The 20,587-nt window shown below is 60.5% G+C and carries 18 protein-coding genes and 3 pseudogenes; 11 read left to right on the plus strand and 10 right to left on the minus strand.

Annotation, left to right across the window (positions count from 1 at the left end; translation table 11 throughout):
* The coding region (locus tag QCE73_RS33655; protein WP_309885249.1) for an ATP-binding protein at positions 1 to 1,559 on the minus strand (1,559 nt) is incomplete at its 3' end.
* A gap of 162 nt (positions 1,560 to 1,721) precedes the next feature.
* Positions 1,722 to 2,096: a response regulator gene (locus QCE73_RS33660; protein WP_175585742.1), complete on the minus strand. Its 375-nt coding sequence runs from the start codon at positions 2,094 to 2,096 to the stop codon at positions 1,722 to 1,724.
* Between the two features lie 484 nt (positions 2,097 to 2,580).
* Here QCE73_RS33660 and QCE73_RS33665 point away from each other — a divergent pair, with 484 nt between their 5' ends.
* Positions 2,581 to 3,081 (plus strand): low affinity iron permease family protein, encoded by a 501-nt coding sequence (locus tag QCE73_RS33665; RefSeq protein ID WP_045463554.1) that lies wholly within the window; start codon positions 2,581 to 2,583, stop codon positions 3,079 to 3,081.
* 392 nt (positions 3,082 to 3,473) lie between these two features.
* Here QCE73_RS33665 and QCE73_RS33670 read toward each other — a convergent pair whose 3' ends face one another.
* Positions 3,474 to 3,728 carry a hypothetical protein gene (locus tag QCE73_RS33670; protein WP_045463260.1) on the minus strand — a complete coding sequence of 85 codons (255 nt, stop codon included), beginning with the start codon at positions 3,726 to 3,728 and terminating at the stop codon, positions 3,474 to 3,476.
* Positions 3,729 to 4,034: 306 nt separating this feature from the next.
* On the opposite strand from QCE73_RS33670, the pseudogene QCE73_RS39485 reads away from it, so the two are divergent.
* A pseudogene (locus QCE73_RS39485) lies at positions 4,035 to 4,361 on the plus strand (hypothetical protein); the annotation flags it as partial.
* A 33-nt stretch (positions 4,362 to 4,394) separates the two neighbouring features.
* Positions 4,395 to 4,706 carry a substrate-binding domain-containing protein gene (locus QCE73_RS39490; protein WP_083973473.1) on the plus strand — a complete coding sequence of 104 codons (312 nt, stop codon included), beginning with the start codon at positions 4,395 to 4,397 and terminating at the stop codon, positions 4,704 to 4,706.
* Between the two features lie 157 nt (positions 4,707 to 4,863).
* Here the strand turns inward: QCE73_RS39490 and QCE73_RS33675 are convergent, their stop codons facing one another.
* Positions 4,864 to 5,145, minus strand: coding sequence for an AIR synthase related protein (locus QCE73_RS33675; protein ID WP_045463257.1), 282 nt, complete (start codon positions 5,143 to 5,145; stop codon positions 4,864 to 4,866).
* Between the two features lie 209 nt (positions 5,146 to 5,354).
* Here QCE73_RS33675 and istA point away from each other — a divergent pair, with 209 nt between their 5' ends.
* From istA to maiA, 8 genes and pseudogenes are all read left to right on the plus strand, one after another.
* Positions 5,355 to 7,001 (plus strand): IS21 family transposase, encoded by a 1,647-nt coding sequence (istA, locus tag QCE73_RS33680; protein ID WP_045450427.1) that lies wholly within the window; start codon positions 5,355 to 5,357, stop codon positions 6,999 to 7,001.
* A complete protein-coding gene (gene istB, locus QCE73_RS33685) occupies positions 6,998 to 7,768 on the plus strand; it encodes an IS21-like element helper ATPase IstB (protein WP_045450426.1) in 771 nt (256 codons plus the stop codon). Before istA ends, istB begins: the two co-directional genes overlap by 4 nt.
* Before the next feature lie 26 nt (positions 7,769 to 7,794).
* Positions 7,795 to 8,964, plus strand: a complete 1,170-nt coding sequence (locus QCE73_RS33690) for an MFS transporter (protein WP_309885252.1) — start codon at positions 7,795 to 7,797, stop codon at positions 8,962 to 8,964.
* 110 nt (positions 8,965 to 9,074) lie between these two features.
* On the plus strand, positions 9,075 to 10,772 hold the full coding sequence (locus tag QCE73_RS33695) for an FAD-dependent oxidoreductase (protein ID WP_309885253.1): 1,698 nt from the start codon (positions 9,075 to 9,077) through the stop codon (positions 10,770 to 10,772).
* Positions 10,773 to 10,800: 28 nt separating this feature from the next.
* Entirely contained in the window at positions 10,801 to 10,980 is a 180-nt protein-coding gene (locus QCE73_RS33700; protein WP_035504529.1) for a hypothetical protein, read from the plus strand.
* Between the two features lie 87 nt (positions 10,981 to 11,067).
* Positions 11,068 to 12,362 (plus strand): annotated as a pseudogene (gene hmgA, locus QCE73_RS33705) (homogentisate 1,2-dioxygenase).
* A 22-nt stretch (positions 12,363 to 12,384) separates the two neighbouring features.
* Complete coding sequence (gene fahA / locus QCE73_RS33710) at positions 12,385 to 13,653, plus strand: fumarylacetoacetase (protein WP_008344976.1); 1,269 nt, start codon at positions 12,385 to 12,387, stop codon at positions 13,651 to 13,653.
* Positions 13,654 to 13,665: 12 nt separating this feature from the next.
* On the plus strand, positions 13,666 to 14,352 hold the full coding sequence (gene maiA, locus QCE73_RS33715) for a maleylacetoacetate isomerase (RefSeq protein ID WP_008344977.1): 687 nt from the start codon (positions 13,666 to 13,668) through the stop codon (positions 14,350 to 14,352).
* 337 nt (positions 14,353 to 14,689) lie between these two features.
* Here the strand turns inward: maiA and QCE73_RS39495 are convergent.
* From QCE73_RS39495 to QCE73_RS33740, 6 genes and pseudogenes are all read right to left on the minus strand, one after another.
* Positions 14,690 to 14,817: pseudogene (locus QCE73_RS39495) on the minus strand (acetyl-CoA C-acyltransferase); the annotation flags it as partial.
* A 96-nt stretch (positions 14,818 to 14,913) separates the two neighbouring features.
* On the minus strand, positions 14,914 to 15,354 hold the full coding sequence (locus tag QCE73_RS33720) for a dihydroneopterin aldolase (protein WP_008344979.1): 441 nt from the start codon (positions 15,352 to 15,354) through the stop codon (positions 14,914 to 14,916).
* Positions 15,351 to 16,013 carry a sarcosine oxidase subunit gamma gene (locus QCE73_RS33725; RefSeq protein ID WP_008344981.1) on the minus strand — a complete coding sequence of 221 codons (663 nt, stop codon included), beginning with the start codon at positions 16,011 to 16,013 and terminating at the stop codon, positions 15,351 to 15,353. The genes QCE73_RS33720 and QCE73_RS33725 overlap by 4 nt, the downstream gene beginning before the upstream one ends.
* Positions 16,003 to 19,005, minus strand: coding sequence for a sarcosine oxidase subunit alpha family protein (locus QCE73_RS33730; protein ID WP_034474307.1), 3,003 nt, complete (start codon positions 19,003 to 19,005; stop codon positions 16,003 to 16,005). The genes QCE73_RS33725 and QCE73_RS33730 overlap by 11 nt, the downstream gene beginning before the upstream one ends.
* Positions 19,002 to 19,313, minus strand: coding sequence for a sarcosine oxidase subunit delta (locus QCE73_RS33735; RefSeq protein ID WP_008344984.1), 312 nt, complete (start codon positions 19,311 to 19,313; stop codon positions 19,002 to 19,004). Before QCE73_RS33735 ends, QCE73_RS33730 begins: the two co-directional genes overlap by 4 nt.
* Positions 19,314 to 19,334: 21 nt before the next feature.
* Positions 19,335 to 20,579: a sarcosine oxidase subunit beta family protein gene (locus QCE73_RS33740; RefSeq protein WP_008344986.1), complete on the minus strand. Its 1,245-nt coding sequence runs from the start codon at positions 20,577 to 20,579 to the stop codon at positions 19,335 to 19,337.
* Positions 20,580 to 20,587: the final 8 nt, after the last annotated feature.

Below are 20,587 nucleotides of genomic sequence, written 5' to 3' on the forward strand. Positions count from 1 at the left end.
CGCCTCTGCCATACACAGCCCTGCTGAGCGAGAACAATCTGCCCAACGCCTATATGGTGCGCACGCTTTTGAAACCACATTCTGCAGAGCTTCCTTAACGCGCCGTGCTCGCTTCGCAGTGCGGGACGTGGGTAGCCAGAAGTCAAGACGACCTTTATGTCGGGAAACCGGGACCTGACCATGCGAGCGAGCTCCAAGCCGCTGATCCCGTGAGGCATGGTGATATCCGTGAAGACCACGTCGACGTCATGTCGCTCGTCGAGGATTCCGGCCGCCTCGGAGGCGCAGCTCGCCGCCACGACCTCGTATCCAATGCTACGAAAAAGCTCAGACGCAAGACCGAGCACCTCAGGCTCGTCTTCGACCAGGAGCACCGTCTCGACCTTTGGTGCTGAGACCGTGCTTACCGCGTCGACGGGTTCGGCCAAGGGCAGGTAGAGGTCAACGGTCGTACCGACGCCTATCTGACTGGAGATCACGACATCTCCACCGGATTGCGTAATGAACCCGTACACCTGGCTCAGCCCAAGACCCGTTCCCTTGCCCGGCGGCTTCGTGGTAAAAAACGGCTCGAATGCCTGAGCCAACACATCCTGGGGCATCCCCGTTCCCGTATCCGACACTGATACTTTCACGTAGCGGCCGGCTGGCAACACCGGGCTCAGCGCCTTGCCCGACTCGACGACGTCGGTCGCGACAGTTACGGTGCCCCCGTCGGGCATGGCATCAACCGCATTCACCACGAGATTAAGCAGCGCTGCCTCAAAGCGAGGCACATCGACCGAGGCAAAGGCCGGCTGATGCGACGCCCTTACTTCGCAAGACGCCGTGCGCGTCCCGACCCGCGCCAGCATAGGCTCGAAATCACGAATCAATGCGGCGAGATCGTGTACTTCGGATTGAAGCGGCTGTTGCCGCGCAAAGGATAAGAGCTGCTGCGTGAGTGCGGCGCCGCGGTCGATCGCGCGTCGCATGCCTTCGATCATTTTCATGTCGAGCGGCGTGCGCGACTGCATGGCGAGCACCTGAAGACCATTGGACAGCACCGCGAGGAGATTGTTGAAATCGTGCGCCACGCCGCCTGTCAGGCGCCCGACGGCCTCCATCTTCTGAGCCTGAAACAGCGCCGCGTTCGCCCTTTCAAGGGCGGCGGCCGCCTCCTTACGCTCCGTGATGTCCCGTGTTACTTTGGCAAAGCCTATGAGCGTGCCGGTTTCATCCCGTATCGCATCCACTACTACATGTGCCCAAAAGCGGCTGCCATCTTTGCGCACCCGCCATCCTTCGCGCTCGACGCGTCCCTCCCGTGCGGCTGTCGCAAGAATGTACGCCGGCGCTCCGGCTGCGCGGTCGTCATCGGTATAAAAACATGAAAAATGCTGGCCGATGATCTCGGTGTCGCAGTATCCCTTAATCCGCTCGGCGCCCACGTTCCAGCTCGTCACGATGCCCGTCGGCGAGAGCAGGAAAATGGCGTAGTCAGTGACCCCCTGAACGAGGATACGAAACTGGTCTTCCGTGTCGCGCACGGCGCCTAGTGATTTGTCTTTCCTGACCAAGATGATGGCCCCCGCTCAAATACGATCACCTGTCGAGCCTCCGATTCTACGCATCATCGCAAGCCAAAAAATACGCGTCACCTCGGACAAGCCGTGAACGCTGATGCGCACGTCCCCGTTCCCCTGAGCACGGAAGGCGACGATTATACAAAGTCGGAAAGCTCACCACTGAGTAGCCTGTCGAATCGGTTGTGAAGGCGCCAGATGCTCGATCATCCGAAATAGCCCATGCAAAGGGGCGCCCTTTCGGTAGAAAGTATCGATTTCGACCGCCTTGCCCTTATCGATGACGTCGTCTTCTGCAAGGGATGTGTGCGCAACGATCGGGACCTTCGAGAATCTCGTCGTCCCGCGCAGCGCCTCCGCGACGGTGAAACCGTCGCAATCCGACATCTCGATGTCGAGGACGATGACGTGTGGCGTCCATGCTTGCGAAATCTGCAAGGCCGCTGTGCCGCCCCTGACGAGGTGCGTGCGGAAGCCATGAGCATCAAACGTCGCGGCAAGTGCCATCCCCAAAGCTTCGTCATCGTCCACGACAAGCACCGCCACAGGGGGCCTGACAGCATCAAAAGAGCGGGTTGCCCATAGGCCGGGCATCGGCGACGCGGCAGGTTGCATCACTGGAGAGTTCCTCGACTTTCCTATTCGAGCGCAACGAGCGTGCCGATCTTAGCAGTGCCTTCATCGCCAATCAATTTTCCCGCCGCTTCGCCCAAGGAATGCGGAGCCTCCACCTTATGCAAAGCTTATTGAAACGCAAGCGTGCAAACACGACTTACCACTCCTGAGGTGCGGCTATCGGGCCGAGTTTGCCGTCCCGGCGGCGGACGGGATTGTCGAGAACACCGGCTCCCGTCTCGCCGTGGTGTGCATCCATATGTCCGTCGTGGCGCGTTCAGATCGCGCACGAAAATAGCCGCAACGATACCTGCGGGCCGCTCCCAGCGTGTCCATGATGGCGGAAGCGAATCCGCGGTCTATGCCATCATTAGTACATTGATCAGTATTGGAGGTCGTGATGAGCAGCAAGTGGTTTTCCAAGTTCGCGAGCTACCTTTCAACGATGACCGGTAGGCCCGCCACCTTTGTGATGGCCGTCGCTCTTGTGATCGTTTGGGCGGTTACTGGCCCGTTCTTTCACTATAGCGACACATGGCAACTCGTGATTAATACGTCGACCACGATCGTCACGTTCCTGATGGTCTTCCTGATACAGAACACGCAGAATCGCGACACGGCGGCAATGCAAATCAAGCTCGATGAACTGATCCGCGCAATGGAAGGCGCGCATAACGCTCTTCTCGATCTTGAAGAGCTAGAGGAAAAAGATTTAAGTCGTTTCAGAAAACATTACGAAAAGCTGGCGGAAGAAGCGCGGACCGCGCTCCGTGCAGGTGGCAGCGACACCGACTCCCCCTTCGTCGGCCGCGATGACAATGACAACAACCAAACAGGCGACGAGAATCGCGATGCCAAGCGGAGCGCCGCACCGCTACGCGGCCAGCAGACGAATCTATAAGACGAAGGGGCGCATCCGCTAAGCGTCAACGTCACGGCGAGCTCGATCTAGGCGGCAATCAAGTGAATGGCGGTGGGGAACTGGCTATTGCCGCTGTAAAGAATCTCAAGTCAGCGAAGCGGTGATTCAACATTGGGCGACATTGCCATATATTGCAGCGCTTTTTCCGGATTCGGCACGAGCGGTCAGGGCTCTAGCTGTGGCGATCTCGACCTGAAGTCGAATAGCTGAGTCCCGGCGGCGCATTTTGTACAACCTGATTTCAGGCAACGGCATGCTGACCCAGCGCAAGCTTGTTTCGGAAGGTGTAGGTCGTTTGGCCAGTCTCAGAAGTAACGTGCCGACTTGCTGAACTCGGACTACGAAGCGCAGACCGAATGGCAATGAAAGATTTACGCAAGACGCCCGCCTCCAAGACGGGCTTCAATCACTTCATGTAATCGGAACAGCGCCATCTTCAAGTTACCGTCTCCGGCCAGCGCTTCGGCGGTCTGCAGCACATCATGCTCAAACGGATCGGGCTGGACAACACCCTCCGTCTGACGAATCAGCGCCTTGACTTCAAGATAGAGCTGGCCAGGATACGGGCCGACGTGGCGGTTTACCTGATTCATCAGCACCGCCCAGCGATCGGCGAGCTTTTCCAACGTCTCCGGACAAAGCGCTTTCAAAGCATTCCCTCGCAATGAACGGTGGTCTTCTGACTATGTTAAACGCCCACCGCACAATCCTACGGAAACGGCCCACTTTCGCATAACGATCTCCCAATTGAGAGTGATGTTTATTTCGCCTTGACGTTTTCTCGGGCAGTCAAACGTCATTGGGGTGATCGTCACGAAATACACCCTGGGCTTCAACCCGGACGTGCTATACGCTATCGGTGAAGCGCTTGCTACGCAAGGCGTAAAACTGCTCCTTATGATGACGCATCACTTCATCATGCGCTACGCGACACGGTTGACTTTCCGCTGGATGGCCTCATCACGTGTGCGTCGATGAAAGTTGCCGATATCGAACGTTTTCAGCGCCATGGAGTGGCAGTCGTACTCATCAACCGGCAGTCGTCCTTCAAAGGCGTCGACAGCGTTTCGACCGATAATGCTGCGAGCGCGCGCGACATAGCCGATGCCTTACACGACGCGGGTCATCGCCGTTTTCTATGCACTGGAGGGCCCGCCGGGGCACCGGTTAGCGATGCTCGCGTCGACGCTTTTGTCGCACGCTTGCACGAGCGCGATGGCACCACTCTTCCATCTCGTCCATTCGGACTCCTCCTATGATCAAGGGCGTGCAACGATGCTGAAGCACGGGGCATCGTCAAAAGCCCGTTCGAAGCGGTATTTTGTGCAAACGACCAGATCGCGCTCGGTGAGCTTGACGCATGCCGGTTCGAATTGGGTCTTTCAATTCCCTCGGACGTTTCGATCGGTGGTTTCGACGATAGACCGGAGGCTGGACGGCCCACCTATCAGCTAACCACGACACGACAGCACGTGGACCAACTCGCTGCGGAGGCAGTTCGCCTTTTCTCGACGCGACGTGAGGCGCCCTGGCTCAAGCGAAGAGCCGTGGTGGTTCCCGGGGTTCTCGTCACGCGCGCCTCAGCACGCTTGGTTCGAGGCTGAGCGCTGGGGTGGTAGTGACTTCCAAGATCACAGTTGGGCGCCCCCCTATCCCATACCCAACCTGTCCGGAGACATGCGTGTAGCCTTACGGAACGATGTTATCCCCGGATAGTTGTGATAAGTCCGCCTGCTTCACTAATGTATGACCGCCGATCAGCTAAGCGCCGGCTTCGTTCAACTCGCTCGCTTCTGCACGCACCAACTCCACGACGTCAGTAGCGCTGGCCTGCAATCCATGAGGCAATCCTAAAATGGAAAGCGCGAACTGCGGGACGCCAAATGCTGCATAGATATCGCCGAGCGCATGGTTGACGGCGATCCGTCCAAAGTCTGCTGCGCGTAGCACCATCGGCAGGACGATGTCGACACTGGAGAGGCAATCCACTCCATTTGATACAAACGGCGTGGAATCGGGCAACACTTCCGCGATCTGTTGCATGTCGTCAGTCGCAGACGTATGTGCCACTGCCTTCAGCAATCCGGTCAGCTCACCTGCGTCAGCTTTCTTGTAAGCCCCGGCGGTCGGTCAAATTCCCCCATGTATGGTCACTTCAAAATCCCCCAGTTAGCGACCGCCGGCTGAGCGGTCCTTAGCGGTGCTGCAGGACATTTATTGTCGTCTCCTTCAGAGAAGAAGGAGACCAGGGAGTGAATGTCTTGAAGCAGCATCTGCAAAGCGCGATATTCACGCTGCTTGAGCGCGGCGTGAGCCAGCACAGGATCCACGAGCTCACGGGTATCGATCGCAAGACGATTCGCCGCTATCAAACGCTGTATGAGGCGCGGCGGGCGGATGGCGCAAAATCCTCCACCGCCGCGACCACCGGCTCCGACGATCCGGTGGTCGCGCAGACTCCCCCGCCGCAAAATCCTCCACTTCCGCGACCGCCGACTGCAGGCGGAGTGCCGATCAGTTCCTTCAACTTCGCCCGTTCGGCCAGTGAGCCCCACCGGGAATGGATCGAACAGCAGGTGCGTTTGAAGCGCAACGCCCAGGCGATCTACCAGGACCTCGTTGACCAGTATGGCTTTACAGCCAGTTACGAGAGCGTCAAACGTTTCGTCCGAGCGCTGCGGCACGTCGATCCGGAACAGTTCGACCGTCTCGAGTTCACCGCCGGTGAAGAGGCCCAAGTGGATTACGGCGAAGGCGCGCCGACCCGCGATCCGAAGACGGGCCGCTATCGCCGGCCACGCCTGTTCGTCATGACGTTGAGGTATTCGCGGCGCAGCTTCCGGCGCGTAGTCTGGAAGTCCAGCAAACAGGTCTGGGCACAGCTTCACGAAGAAGCCTTCCGGTATTTCGGTGGCAGCGTGAGCTACGTCGTCCTCGATAATTTACGGGAGGGCGTGATCACGCCCGACCTGTATGAGCCAGAGATCAACCGCCTTTACGCCGCGATGCTCGAACATTACGGCGTCGTCGCCGACCCGGCCCGCGTACGCGATCCAAATCGCAAGGGTTCTGTTGAAAACGCCATCCAGCATACGCAGAATACCGCGCTCACCGGCCGGCGCTTCGAGTCGCTGGAGGCCCAGAATGAATTCCTAATGCACTGGGAAGAGAACTGGGCCGCCAAACGCATCCATGGTCGTGCACGGCGACAGGTTGAAGCGATGTTCCAGGAGGAGAAGCCGCACCTGAAGCCATTGCCGACCACGGCATTCCGCTACTTTACTGAGGTCGTGCGCACCGTCTGGGACGACACCACGGTGAGCATTGATCGGAGCAACTATGCGGCGCGGCCCGCGCCCATTGGAAGTCTCGTGTGCGTACGCATCTACGACACCACGATCGAGATCCGTGATCGCCGCTCGCAGGAACTGCTGCGCACCCATCCACGCCACACTCAGCCCGGTTCCCTCGAACTGCCCGAGAGCGAGCGCCCGTTCAATCCATCGCGCCAGACCAGTCTCGCGCTGGCCAGCGCCACCGACATCGGTCCACGAACGAAGGCGCTGTGCCAGCACCTGTTCGACGCCGAAGGTCGCGTCGGCCACCGCGGCATGTGGGGCATCGTCGCGCTCGCGAAGAAGTATCCCGCTTGGCTCGTCGAGCAGGCCTGCGATCACGCCCTGCGTCACCACCTCTATCGATACCGGCAGGTACGTGCCGTCGTCGAGCGGCTGTTCGAGCAAGCCCTTGAGCGTCTCGATCGTGCGCCACAGCTGGCCCTGCCGCTCACACAGGAACACCCCCTGATCCGTCCGGGTGACGAATACGGCGAGTTCTTCAACGTCGGCGCGCAGCACAGCGCCGGCTCTCATCCATCAACAAGTGGAGAAACAGCATGAACACCACGCTACCCGACATCGAGCGGGCGCTCAGGCTGCTGCGCCTGTCAGGCGTACGCGACACACTCGAAACCCGCGTGTTGCAGGCACAGGGCACCCAGCAGCCGTTCCTCGAGACCTTCGCCCTGATCCTGCAGGACGAACTCGACCGGCGTCAGTCGCGGCTCATCGAGCGGCGCTATCAGCAGTCCGGACTCGAGGAGAAGCTCACGCTGGCCGAGTTCGACTGGTCGTTCAATCCGAAAATCCCGCGTCAGGCCTGCTTCCAGCTCAACGCGCTGAAGTTCATCGCCGCCGGCGAGAACGGATTGATCATCGGCAAACCTGGCACCGGGAAGTCGCACGTTGCCAAGGCCGTCGCGTATCAGGCAGTTCTGCAAGGCCACAAGGTACAGTATCTCGAAACCGACGACTTCTTTAACCGCTACGCGCTCAGCGCGGCGGAGCAGCGACAGACGCGACTGCGCGCGATACTCGAGGCTGACCTGCTGGTGCTCGATGATCTGTTCCTGGCCCGCTCGATACCGGACGAGGCCGGCGCGCTATTACAGACACTGGTCCATCAGCGCTACAAATTGCGCCGAAGCATCATCGTCACCTCCAATCGCGTTGTACAGGACTGGGGGGCGTATCTGGGCGATAACACGATGAGCACCACGATCCTCGATCGCCTCATGCATCATTGCCATCAGCTCGAGTTCAACGGCCGGAGCTACCGCCTCAAGGAAGCCGCCGAGGCCCTTGCACAGAAAACGAAAGAGGAATAAAACTCGACCTCGTCCTGCTTCACCCGGTGGGGGAGTTTACGCGACCAAAACTGGGGGAGTTTCAACTGACCGTCCGGGTTCCGAGCAACATCGTGCTGGCACGCATCGGGGCGCGGAGATGGATCGGGACCATCATGATCGCCTGGGGCCTGGCATCTACAGCGACCATGTTTGCGTCGAGCCCAGGCACGCTCTACCTGTTGCGCATCCTGGTCGGCGTGACGGAGGCCGGCTTTCTGCCAGGCGTCCTGCTGTACATGACCTACTGGTTTCCGAGCGCCTATCGCGCGAGAGCGAACGCGATGTTCATGATCGCGATGCCGGTGACGGCCGCCGTCGGCTCTGCCCTCTCAGGATACATCTTGGCACTCGATGGGACGCTTGGGCTCAAAGGCTGGCAATGGCTGTTCTTTCTGGAAGGTTTGCCGTCGGCGATCTTGGGTCTGGTCGTATTTGCTTATCTGCGCGATAGCCCAGAGAAGGCAACCTGGCTCAGCGCTGATGAGAAGCGCACACTCTCGCAGACGCTCGCGGCCGAGCACAAAGCCGATCCTGTGCCGCATACGTCGGCAGTTGAAGAAAGGAGTCTTCTCAGCGAACTCCTCTCGCCGACCGTCATCAAGTTCGCGCTCGCTTATTTCTGTCTTGTCAACACGCTCGCGATGGTTGCTGTCTGGACCCCGCTGATCGTTAAAAGCTTCAGCGCCGACGCCAGCAACCGCACCGTTGGACTGCTCGCGGCGATCCCGCAAATCTGCACAATCGTCGCCATGATCTGGTGGGGAAGGCGTTCGGACCGCAAACAGGAACGCAAATGGCACTTGATGCTGCCGATGCTTTTTTCCGCTACTGGCTGGTTGTGCACGGCGTACTCGGCACTTCCCGTCGTGCAGATGCTGGGCATCTGTTTCGCGTCGGCAGGATCGTACACCGCGATGTCGATCTTTTGGACGACGCCGGATCACGCGCTGAGTTTTCGGGCCCGCGCAGTCGGCATTGCCGTCATCAATGCGACGGGCAATATCGGTTCGGCCTTGAATCCGCTGGTGGTGGGATGGCTCAAAGACCTGACGCATAGTTTTTCGGCCGGATTGCTTTATGCAGCGGCATTGCTCGTGGTGGGCGCTGTCGTGGTTGCGGTGTTGCCGATCCAAACTAAGAGCTTACGCCACAGAAAAACCATCCAGCAAGGCTAACGACTGCTCGTCGCCCTGATTTCGGCCCGAACGATGGTCGAATGGGGCCCCGAAGCGCAGCCAATGCATGGTTCGAAACCCAATTCCAAAAATTCGTTTAGGAGCACACGATGGAATTCAAAACCTATCCATTCACGGCACAAAAATACGCGCCCTCTGTGCCGAAGCTGGACAACGGCATCGAGACCAAGCGACACGCGGTGACAATCGTTGGCGGTGGTCCGGTCGGGCTGGCCGTGGCGCTCGGACTCGCCAATCATGGCGTTCCTTCTGTTTTGATCGAAGCGGACGACTCCGTTTGCTACGGAAGCCGGGCCATCTGTATCTCACGCCGCAGCCTCGAAATCATCGAACGCCTGGAGGCAGTGGACGGGTTTCTGAAGACCGGACTCCCGTGGGCAGGCGGGCGCAGCTTCTACCGCGACACCGAAGTGCTGCACTTCAAGATGCCGCAGGATGATAATCAGAAACTGCCGCCGATGGTGAACCTTGCGCAATATCATATCGAGCAGTTCCTGCTGGACGCCGCAGAAAAGAAATCGGATCTAATTGACATCCGCTGGCAGACGCGGGTGAGCGCCATTGATTCGCGCGCGGACGGCGCCACCCTTCGCCTCGCCTCGTCCGAAGGCGAGTATGCGCTCAACACGGACTGGGTTGTTGCCTGCGACGGCGGACGTAGCACCCTTCGCGAGGCGCTGGGTCTCCAGCTCAAAGGAACGAGCTACGAGGGCCGTTACGTGATCGTCGATATCGAACTGGAGAGCGACCGGCCGACCGAACGTCTTGCCTACTTCGATCCGTCGTCCAATCCAGGTTCCACCGTCCTGGTGCACAAGCAGCCTGACAATGTCTGGCGCATCGATTACCAGCTGCGTGACGGCGAGGATGCCGAACAGGCGGTAAAGCCGGAAAATGTCATGCCCCGGGTGCAGAGCCTGTTGGACATGATGGGCGAGCGCGGCGCCTGGTCGCCCATCTGGATCACAATCTACAAGGCCAATGCGCTGACGCTGGAGCGCTACCGTCACGATCGCGTTTTGTTCGGGGGCGACGCAGCCCATCTGGTCCCGATCTTTGGCGTACGCGGCGCAAATTCAGGCATCGATGACGCGGACAATCTTGCATGGAAGCTGGCTTTCGTGGTGCGCGGCCTCGCTTCCGAAGCACTACTCGACAGCTATTCGGACGAGCGTGTCTTTGCCGCCCACGAAAACCTCAGTTACGGCACCAAGAGCACCGAATTCATGGCGCCGCCCTCATTCGCCTTCGAATTGATGCGCAAAGCCGTGCTGAGCCTAGCGATTAAGCATGAGCGCCTGCGGTCTTTGATCAACCCGCGGCAGACTTCGGCCATCGCCTATACGGCGTCGCCGCTCAATACGACGGAAGCAGAACCGAGCGCATTTGAGGCCGGTCCTGTGCCAGGGGCCGTGCTGCCCGAGTGCCCTTTGACGGTCGTCGAGGGCGGCAACGCGAGGGAAGCTCATCTGACCGACCTGATCGCCCCCTGCTTCACTGCCCTGCACTTTAGCGAAGACGGTCGGGTACCTGCGGAATTCGCCGATCTTGAAGCAGCACTTCGAGATGAGAAGCTGCCTTTCAAGCTGATCCCTGTGACTTCGCATCTGCACCCCGAGACCAAAAACGACCACAACTGGGACCACACCGGTCGGCTGTTTGCGATGTACGGCGCTAAACCTGGCACCGTGTACCTGGTTCGTCCGGATGGTCATGTACTGGGGCGCTGGCCCACGGCAGCCGCTGCAGACATTGCGGCGGCGATCCACCGCGCCCTTCAAAAGTGACCACGATTAACCGATAAAGGAGAACGCCATGACCGATCGCGACCTTGACCTCGTCTATACCCGACTCTGCAGAATCATGACCGAACTCGGCGAGCCGACGACTTCGCTTTTTCTCGCGCGTTTTGCGATGCTTGCCATCGATAAGATCGACGACCCCGCCGTCGCACTCAACCTGATCGACGATGCCAGCGAGGGGTTGCCTGAGTAAGTGCCGGGCCCATGCGCCATGGATGCGAACGGGCGCCTATAGCCGTGCTCCTCAAGCACCCGACGTCCTTTGTAAGAGATCGAAACAATGACACTCGACTATCAAACCGGCTTCGCCAATGAGTTCGCCACCGAGGCCCTGCCCGGCGCGCTGCCCGTGGGGCGTAATTCCCCGCAACGGGCGCCGTATGGCCTGTATGCCGAGCAACTCTCGGGCACCGCATTCACCGCACCACGGCACAACAACCGTCGTTCGTGGTTGTACCGGATCCGCCCTGCGGCCATGCACCTGCCCTTCGAGCGTATCGAGAACGCGCGCCTCTTGAGCCGCTTTGACGAGCTACCAACGCCACCCAATCAGCTACGCTGGGATCCGCTCCCGATGCCCGATGCACCGACCGACTTTGTATCGGGGCTGGTGACCATGGCAGGCAACGGCGCCCCCGACTTGGGACGAGGCTGCGGGATTCATCTTTATGCCGCCAACAGCTCCATGACCGACCGCTTTTTCTACAACGCCGACGGGGAATTGCTTATCGTGCCCCAGCAAGGACGGCTGCGAGTGGCCACCGAAATGGGCGTATTGGAAGTCGAGCCGCAGGAGATCGTCGTCATTCCGCGAGGCGCGCGCTTTCGCGTCGAATTGCCTGACGGCGAGGCGCGGGGCTACGTTTGCGAAAACTATGGCGCGCTGTTCAGGCTGCCGGACCTCGGCGTGATCGGCTCGAACGGCCTGGCGAATCCGCGCGACTTCCTCACACCAGTGGCTGCGTATGAAGACCTCGAGGGCGATTTCGAACTGGTCGCGAAATTTGAAGGCAATCTGTGGCGCGCCCGGATCGACCATTCTCCGCTCGACGTGGTTGCATGGCACGGCAACTATGCGCCGTACAAATACGACCTGCGGCGCTTTAACACGATCGGTTCGATCAGCTATGACCATCCCGATCCATCGATCTTCTTGGTGCTTCAGTCGCCTACCGATACGCCTGGTGTCGACGCTATCGACTTCGTGATTTTCCCGCCGCGCTGGTTGCCTGCCGAGAACACTTTCCGCCCACCTTGGTTCCATCGAAACTTCGCCAGCGAATTTATGGGACTCATTCATGGCGCGTATGACGCGAAGACTGAGGCTTTTCGCCCGGTGGCGCATCCTTGCACAACTGCATGAGCGGCCATGGCCCGGATGCCGAAACGTTCGAGAAGGCGACGGCCGCGGACACGACGCGGCCCGACCACATCACGGACACCATGGCGTTCATGTTCGAAACGCCTGCCGTCATCCGGCCGACGCGCTACGCGCTCGAATCGTCCCAGTTACAGGGCGAGTACTACCGATGCTGGCAAGGCTTGAAAAAGCATTTCAATCCCGCGCAGGTCTGAATCCGCACACTGGAGAGATCGTATGTCATTGATCAACGAGTCGCACGACCCGGCATTGAAGAGTTGGGTTGAGCAAGCAAACCAGCCGGGAAGCGATTTTCCGATCCAGAATCTTCCGTTCGGTCGTTATCGATCCATTGGCGCGGATGAGGACTTCAAGATCGGTGTCGCTATTGGCGACCAGATCCTGGATCTGCAAGGCACCGGTTTGATCGACAGCCCGGACATGAACGCGTTGATGGCACTTGATTCAACGACGCGGTTGACGTTGCGCCGTGACATCTCCCGGGGTCTGGCTCAGGGCAGCCCACAACAGCAAGCCTGGTCGAAGCTGCTGAGCGCGCAAGACGCGGTGGAAATGGCCGTGCCTTGCCGAATTGGCGACTACACGGATTTCTATACCGGCATTCACCACGCCACGTCCGTCGGCAAGCTGTTTCGGCCCGATCAGCCCCTGATGCCGAATTACAAATGGGTGCCCATTGGCTATCACGGCCGGTCCTCATCCATTCGCGTGAGCGGTCAGAAATTCAGGCGGCCGCAGGGGCAGACGAAGGCGCCAGATGCTGCACAACCGAGCTTCGGTCCTAGTCGACGACTGGACTACGAGCTGGAACTGGGTTATTTCGTCGGTCGCGGCAACGAGTTGGGGCAACCGGTCTCCATTAAAGACGCGGACGATCATCTGTTCGGGGTGACATTGCTTAACGATTGGTCGGCCCGCGACATCCAGGCGTGGGAGTACCAGCCTCTTGGCCCGTTCCTATCAAAAAATTTCGCGTCCACCATCTCGCCCTGGGTGGTTACAACCGAGGCATTGGCACCCTTCCGTGCACCGTTGAAGCGTCCGGAAGGAGACCCCCAGCCGCTTCCCTATCTCGATGGCGATTTCAATCGCAAGTCTGGGATTTTCGACGTCATGCTTGAAGTCCTGATACTGACGCAGCGCATGGCCGAGGCGGGCCTCGCTCCTGAGCGCCTCACGTTGGGCGATGCCGGCGCCGCCGCCTATTGGACGGCCGCACAACTGCTCACGCATCACACGGTGAACGGCTGCAATCTCCAGTCAGGCGATTTGCTCGGTTCCGGTACGTTGTCGGGTCCCGCGGCTAACGAAGCGGGCTCGCTGCTCGAACTCACCGAGGGCGGCAAGCGTCCCGTCCAGCTGGCCAATGGCGAGCAGCGGACATTCCTGGAGGACGGTGACACACTGATTCTGCGCGGCTGGTGCGAACGTCCCGGCGTGGTTCGAATCGGTTTCGGCGAAGTCCGCGGCACCGTCCTCGCCTAGGAAGGAACGTCGATGACAGATTCCATCAACTTGGAAGCGGCGGACTCGGACCGCGTCCTTTACACATATTTCCGCAGTTCTGCGGCTTATCGGGTGCGTATCGCGCTCAACTTGAAGGGGCTGAACTACTGTGCTGTTCCGGTTCATTTGGTTCGTGGCGGCGGACAGCAGCATCAACCAGAGTACCGAGCGGTGAATCCCGTGGGGCTCGTTCCGAGCTACCGGGAAAACGGTCGGACCATCCGTCAATCGTTGGCCATCATCGAGTACCTCGACGAATGCCACTCGGAACCGCCGTTGCTCCCAGACACACCCTTTGCGCGTGCGCAGGTCAGGGAGTTGGCGCTATCGATCGCTTGCGAAATCCACCCGCTGAACAATCCGCGAGTTCTCAAATATCTGGAGCGCGAGATACACACGGACGAGGCGGCACGCCTTGCATGGATGCGCCACTGGATGAAGGTCGGACTCGAAGGGCTTGAGACCCTCCTGGCTGATAGGGGCTCGTCCGGGCGGTTCTGTCATGGCGATCAGCCCACCATTGCAGACTGCTGTCTAGTGCCTCAACTGTTTAATGCGCGCCGGTTCGAGGTCGATCTTTCCAATTGCCCGCGTTTGCTGGCAATCGCCGCCGCCTGCAACGCGCTGGCGCCCTTTCAGGATGCGCATCCGAGCAGGCAGCCAGACGCGGAAACGTAAGGTCGTCCCGGCAAAACTCTCGACTGTAGTAGACGGCGCTAAGCAATGCCATTTTATTCGGATGCGGATGGGCTTATTATTGTGTGCGAGGCAAATTCCTTTACGTCAAGTTAGCGTCGCCGGCTTCCTCGAAACCAGCTTAGTTATCGATAGAACAGCTGCCCATGTCCTGTTGCTTTGGCGCCCTCGTCGCCCGTCCAAATTTGTCGTCACCGAGTTGTCCGCACCTCGACAGACAGTTAATGTCCTGTCGAACCCGCGTACTGAGTCACGCTCGGGGGTGACGTCGAAGATCGTGCTTTTAATTTCTTTGCGCGCCGCTCGTAACAGGGCAATTCATTAGGAGCACAACCACCGCAGCGTCTTTGCCGCCCGATCCCCTGCCGGCCGTCACAGCGACGTTCTCCTTCGCGAACACTGGCTTCAGCGCGGAGAAATCGTCGGCGTGGCATCGCGGCGCTGATGTTTGTTGGTGGCGAAGGAGCGCCGCAATTCGCATCTCCCTGTTTTCGGGCGCATTCGGAAAGCCATGCCGCCGTGCCGCGCCGTAAATTGCGGCGATCAAGAAGCCCGAAGCGCGGCGGTCTCTGCGCGCCACGCGTTGTAATCGGCGCGACGCCAGTCGAGCTCAAGCCCGAGCCGCCTTGTGCCCTCACGAATCTTCGGCTTGTGCAGCGTAAGCGTGAGCGCATCGAGCGCGGGCCATTCGTCGAACGAGAGCGTGGCGATCTCCACCGCGAGCGTCTCCAGCAAGCGCGTATGCGGCTTCTCTTCGAGAAACGCGCTCACGCGATTGCACCACGCCTCGTAGTCGATCAGACCATTGTGCGACTCATGCGGCTTACCGCGATAACGCAGGCTCGCATCGATGCACACGGGCTGCGGCCCTTCATGCTCATGCTCGTACAGGCCGACGCGCGTCTTTACGATCAGCTCGTCGACGACCACGCGCCAGCCCTGCCCGCCCGTATTGAACACGTCAAGCGGTTCGAACGGCTTCATGCGAGCAGCGGCGCGGCCGCGTCGAGGATCATCTTCACGAAGTAATCGGCGAAGCTGCGGCGAATCACAAGCTCGTAACGATCGCCACCCAGCGGCACGATCGTCACCGATGCTTTGAAGTAGTGGCTCTGCGCGCACTGCCCTTCGCCGAACAGCTTCGGATGCAGGTCGAGCGGGCAGCCGCGTGACAGCACTTCGCGCGTCTTGGGACCGTCAATATCGAGCACCGTGTAGCCGCTGCCGATATCCACCGCCGCCGAGAACTGGCCGACGATGGCCTCGCGCAGCTTCGCTTCGAGCGGTGCGGGGCGCGAGGCATCGTGCGCGGCATCGGAATGCACAAGCCATTCATCGGGACCGAGCCACAGCATCGTGTAGCCGTTGCCACGCGCCACCGTGTTCGGCTGGTCGGGCGGCGTGCAGCCGATCACGTTCTGCACCGCCTTGACGAAGGCCGGATTACGCGTGTCGCCACGCACGTTCACGAGTTCGAGGAACGGCCGCTCCGTCAGACGAAACTTCTTCGGCGAGCCGCTCTGATGCGCTTTCATCAACGCATCCGTGCCTACGAGCGGGGACTCTTGCCAGGTGCCGCTGAGGCCTTGCCCGCTGATCGCACGGTCGACGACGGTCGAGGAACCTTTGATCTCATTCAACATGCTGACGTGCTCCTTCGCTGTCGTAGAACACCGAGCTGGTGATCTTTGCATTCACGCGCCTGCCGTTCGCAAGCGGAATCATGACCGATTGGCCGATCTTGTCGAGACCGCCCTTCACGACGGCCAGCGCGATCGAGCGCTTCAAAATAGGGCTGTAGTAGCTCGATGTGACGTGTCCGAGCATCGGCGCGGTATCGCCCTGGAACGGACCCGCGACGATTTGCGCGCCTTCCGGCAGCACGTTTTGCGGATCGTCGGTGAGCAGACCGACGAATTGCTTGCGCCCCTGCCTCGCCGTATCCGAACGCGTGAGCGATCGCTTGCCAATGAAATCTTTCGACTTCGCCACCAGGCCGCCCATGCCGAGGTCGTAAGGCGTCATCGAGCCGTCCGTGTCCTGTCCGACGATGATGTAACCCTTCTCCGCGCGCAGCACGTGCATCGTTTCCGTGCCGTACGGCGTGATTTCGAATTCCGCGCCCGCTTCCATCAGCGCTTCCCACACCGCGCGTCCGACGTTCGCTGGCACGTTCACTTCATACGCGAGTTCACCCGAGAAGCTGATGCGCATCACCCGCGCCGAGGCGCCCGCCACCGTGCCATCGCGATAGCTCATGAACGGGAACGACGCATTCGCGAAATCGATGTCCTGACACACCTTCTGCAGCACCTTGCGGCTGTTCGGGCCGACGACGGCAAAGGTCGCCCAATGATCCGTCACCGAGGCGAGACGCACGCGCATGTCGGGCCATTCGGTCTGCAGCCAGCGCTCGAGCCACGTCAGCACGCGTGCGGCGCCGCCGGTGGTCGTCGTCATCATGTAGTGCTGGTCGGCGAGACGCACAGTCACGCCGTCGTCGAAGATCATGCCGTTTTCGTCGAGCATCAGGCCATAGCGGCACTTGCCGATTTCGAGCTTGCTCCACGGATTCGTGTACATCCAGTTCAGCAGCTTCGCGGAGTCCGGGCCCTGGATGTCGATCTTGCCGAGCGTCGATGCATCGAGAATGCCGACGCTCTGACGCACCGCGAGCGATTCACGCGCGACCGCCGCGTGCATGTCTTCACCGGCTTTCGGGTAGTACCACGGACGCTTCCAGTTGCCGACGTCTTCGAACATCGCGCCGCTTTCGACGTGCCATTCGTGAATCGCGGTCTTGCGCACCGGATCGAGAAACTCGCCCAGCTCGCGGCCCGCGAACGTGCCGAACGTGACAGGCGTGTAGTTCGGGCGGAAGGTCGTCGTGCCGGTCTCGGGAATCGTCTTGCCGAGCGCGTTCGCGAGAATCGCCATGCCGTTGATGTTGCCGAGCTTGCCTTGATCGGTGCCGAAGCCCATCGCCGTGTAACGTTTCACGTGCTCGACGGACTCGAAGCCTTCGCGCGCCGCGAGGTAGATGTCGGCGGCGGAGACATCGTTCTGGAAATCGACGAACTGCTTCGGACCGCGCGTCGCCATTTCCCTGTTGCCGACGATCCACAGCGGCAGCATCGGCGCTTCGGCGATCTCGGTCACTTGCACCGGCTGCGGTTTCGCGACCCTATGCCCCGCCGCGCGCGCCGCGTCCGCGCCCGCTTCGACGCCGAAGCGTATCCCGCGTGCCAGCGAAAACTCGCCCGCGCACGCGCCGACGCTGCTCTCGGCCTGCATCGCCTTGCCGGGAACGAAGCACGCTTTTTCGTCGTGCCAGTGCGCCTTACCGCCCGATTGCGCGAACAGATGCAGCACCGGACTCCAGCCGCCGGACAGCGCGACCAGATCGCATGGCAGATTGGCCTGTTTCTGACCGGTTTGCCCTTGCGCAAACGACGCCACCTCGACCGACACCACGCGTGTCTTGCCGTGCGCAACCGTGATCACCGCGTTGTTCATCACGCGGATGCCCTGACGGCGCGCCGTCGCCGGCAACGTGCCTTTCAACTCGGCGGCACGCGGATCGACGACCGTCACATCCGCGCCTGCGGCCTTGAGATCGAGCGCACATTGGTACGCGTCGTCGTTGTTCGTGAACACGACGGCCTGGCGTCCCGGCAGCACCGCATAGCGATGCAGATAGGTCGACACCGCCGACGCGAGCATGATGCCCGGCAGATCGTTGTTGCCGAACACGATTGGACGCTCGTGCGCGCCGGTCGCGAGAATCACGCGGTTCGCACGCACTTTCCACATGAGTTCGCGCGTGCCGCTGCGGCAGGACACCGGCAGATGCTCCGTCAACCGCTGCGTGATAGTGACCAGATTGTGATCCTGATAACCGAACGCCGTGCTGCGCGAGAGAATCTTCACTTCGGACATCTTACGCAATTCGGCTTCGAGTTTCAGCACCCATTCGAGCGCGGGCTTGCCGTCGATCTGCGCCCGGCACGACAGCAGCGAACCGCCGAGTTCACGCTGATCGTCGACCAAAATCACGCGCGCGCCGGACAGACCTGCCGCATGCGCCGCAGCCAGACCTGTTGGCCCGCCGCCGACGACGAGCACATCGCAGTGCGCGAAACACTTGTCGTAGCGATCGGCATCGAGATGCTTCGGCGCTTCGCCGAGGCCCGCCGCATCGCGGATCACTTCTTCGTACTTCGGCCAGAACTTGCGCGGCCACATGAAGGTCTTGTAGTAGAAGCCCGCGGGAATGAAGCGCGCAATCTTCTGATTGACCGCCATGCGGTCGTTCTCGATGTTCGGCTTCGCATTCACGCTCTTCGCGACAAGTCCCTGATACAGCTCCACTTCCGTCGCACGCGCATTGGGCACCGTGTACGCGTCGGTTTCGAGCTGCACGATGGCGTTCGGCTCTTCCACACCCGCCGTGATGATGCCGCGCGGCCGGTGATATTTCCAGCTACGCGCGACGAAGCGCTCACCGTTGGCGAGCAGCGCGGACGCGAGCGTATCGCCCTCGAAGCCTTGATACGTCTTGCCGTTGAACGTGAAGGTCACGGGAATCGCGCGGTTGATGCGCCCGCCCATGCCGAGTCGGTCTTTCTGGCTCATTTCGACGTGCCTCCCGTCTTTGCCACATCATCGGACATAACAGCCAACGGACGGTCGAACGTCTCGTAGCCCTGGATTTCATAACTGACGGTGTCGCGCTGCGCCTTGAACCAGCGGCGGCAGCCTTGCGCGTGCATCCATTGCTCGCGATGCACGCCGCGAGGATTCTTGCGCATGAAGAGGTAGTCGCCCCATTCCTTGTCGGTGAGCTTTTCCGTGTCGAGCGGACGCGTGATATCCGCTTCGCCGCCGCAGGAAAATTCGGTTTCGGCGCGCGGCCCGCACCAGGGGCATTCGATCAGCAACATGGTTTCTATCTCCAGTGCGGTTTAGTGGGCCACGGCGGCAGCGCCGTGCTCGTCGATGAGGTGACCGGTATAGAAGCGATCCAGCGAGAACGGCGCATTCAACGCATGCGGCTCGTCCTTCGCGATCGTGTGGGCATACGCCCAGCCCGAGCCCGGCGTCGCCTTGAAGCCGCCCGTGCCCCAGCCGCAGTTGAAGTAGAGTCCCTTCACGTCGGTCTTGGAGATGATCGGGCATGCATCCGGCGAGACATCGACGATGCCGCCCCACTGGCGATTCATGCGCACGCGCGAGAACACCGGAAACATCTCGACGATCGCTTCCAGCGTGCCTTCGATGATGTGGAAACTGCCGCGCTGCCCGTAGCCCGCGTACTGGTCGACGCCCGCGCCGATCACGAGATCGCCCTTGTCGGACTGGCTGATGTACGCGTGCACCGCGTTCGACATGATCACCGTGTTCACGACCGGCTTGATCGGCTCGGAAACGAGCGCCTGGAGCGGATGACTCTCGATAGGCAAACGCACACCGGCCATGTCGGCGAGCGTTGTCGTGCTGCCGGCCGTGACGACCGCGACCTTCTTCGCCTTGATGAAACCCTTCGTCGTATCGACGCCCGTCACCTGGCTTCCGTCGCGGCGAATACCGACGACTTGGCAGTTCTGGATGATGTCGACGCCCGCCCGGTCCGCGCCGCGCGCGAAGCCCCAGGCCACCGCATCGTGACGCGCGACGCCGCCGCGACGCTGAATCGACGCGCCCAGCACCGGATAGCGGCTGTTGAGGTTGATCGTCGGCTCGATTTCCTTGATCTGCTGCGGCGTGAGGAACTCGGCATCGACGCCATTCAGTCGGTTCGCATTCACGCGACGTTCCGTATCACGCACGTCCTGCAGATTATGCGCGAGGTTCATCACGCCGCGCTGGCTGAACATCACGTTGTAGTTGAGATCTTGTGACAGGCCTTCCCACAGCTTCATCGCTTTCTCGTACAGCGCGGCCGATTCGTCCCACAGATAGTTCGAGCGCACGATGGTCGTGTTGCGCGCGGTATTGCCGCCGCCGATCCATCCCTTCTCGAGAATCGCGACATTCGTGATGCCGTGCTCTTTCGCGAGGTAATACGCGGTCGCGAGACCATGACCGCCGCCGCCGACGATCACCACGTCGTACTCGCGCTTCGGCTCGGGACTTCGCCACTGGCGCTCCCAGTTCTCGTGATACGACATGCCGTTGCGCAAGAGGCTGAAGATGGAATAGCGGCTCATGGTGTTTC

The sequence above is a fragment of the Caballeronia sp. LZ029 genome, assembly GCF_031451275.1.
Classification (GTDB): Bacteria; Pseudomonadota; Gammaproteobacteria; order Burkholderiales; family Burkholderiaceae; genus Caballeronia; species Caballeronia jiangsuensis.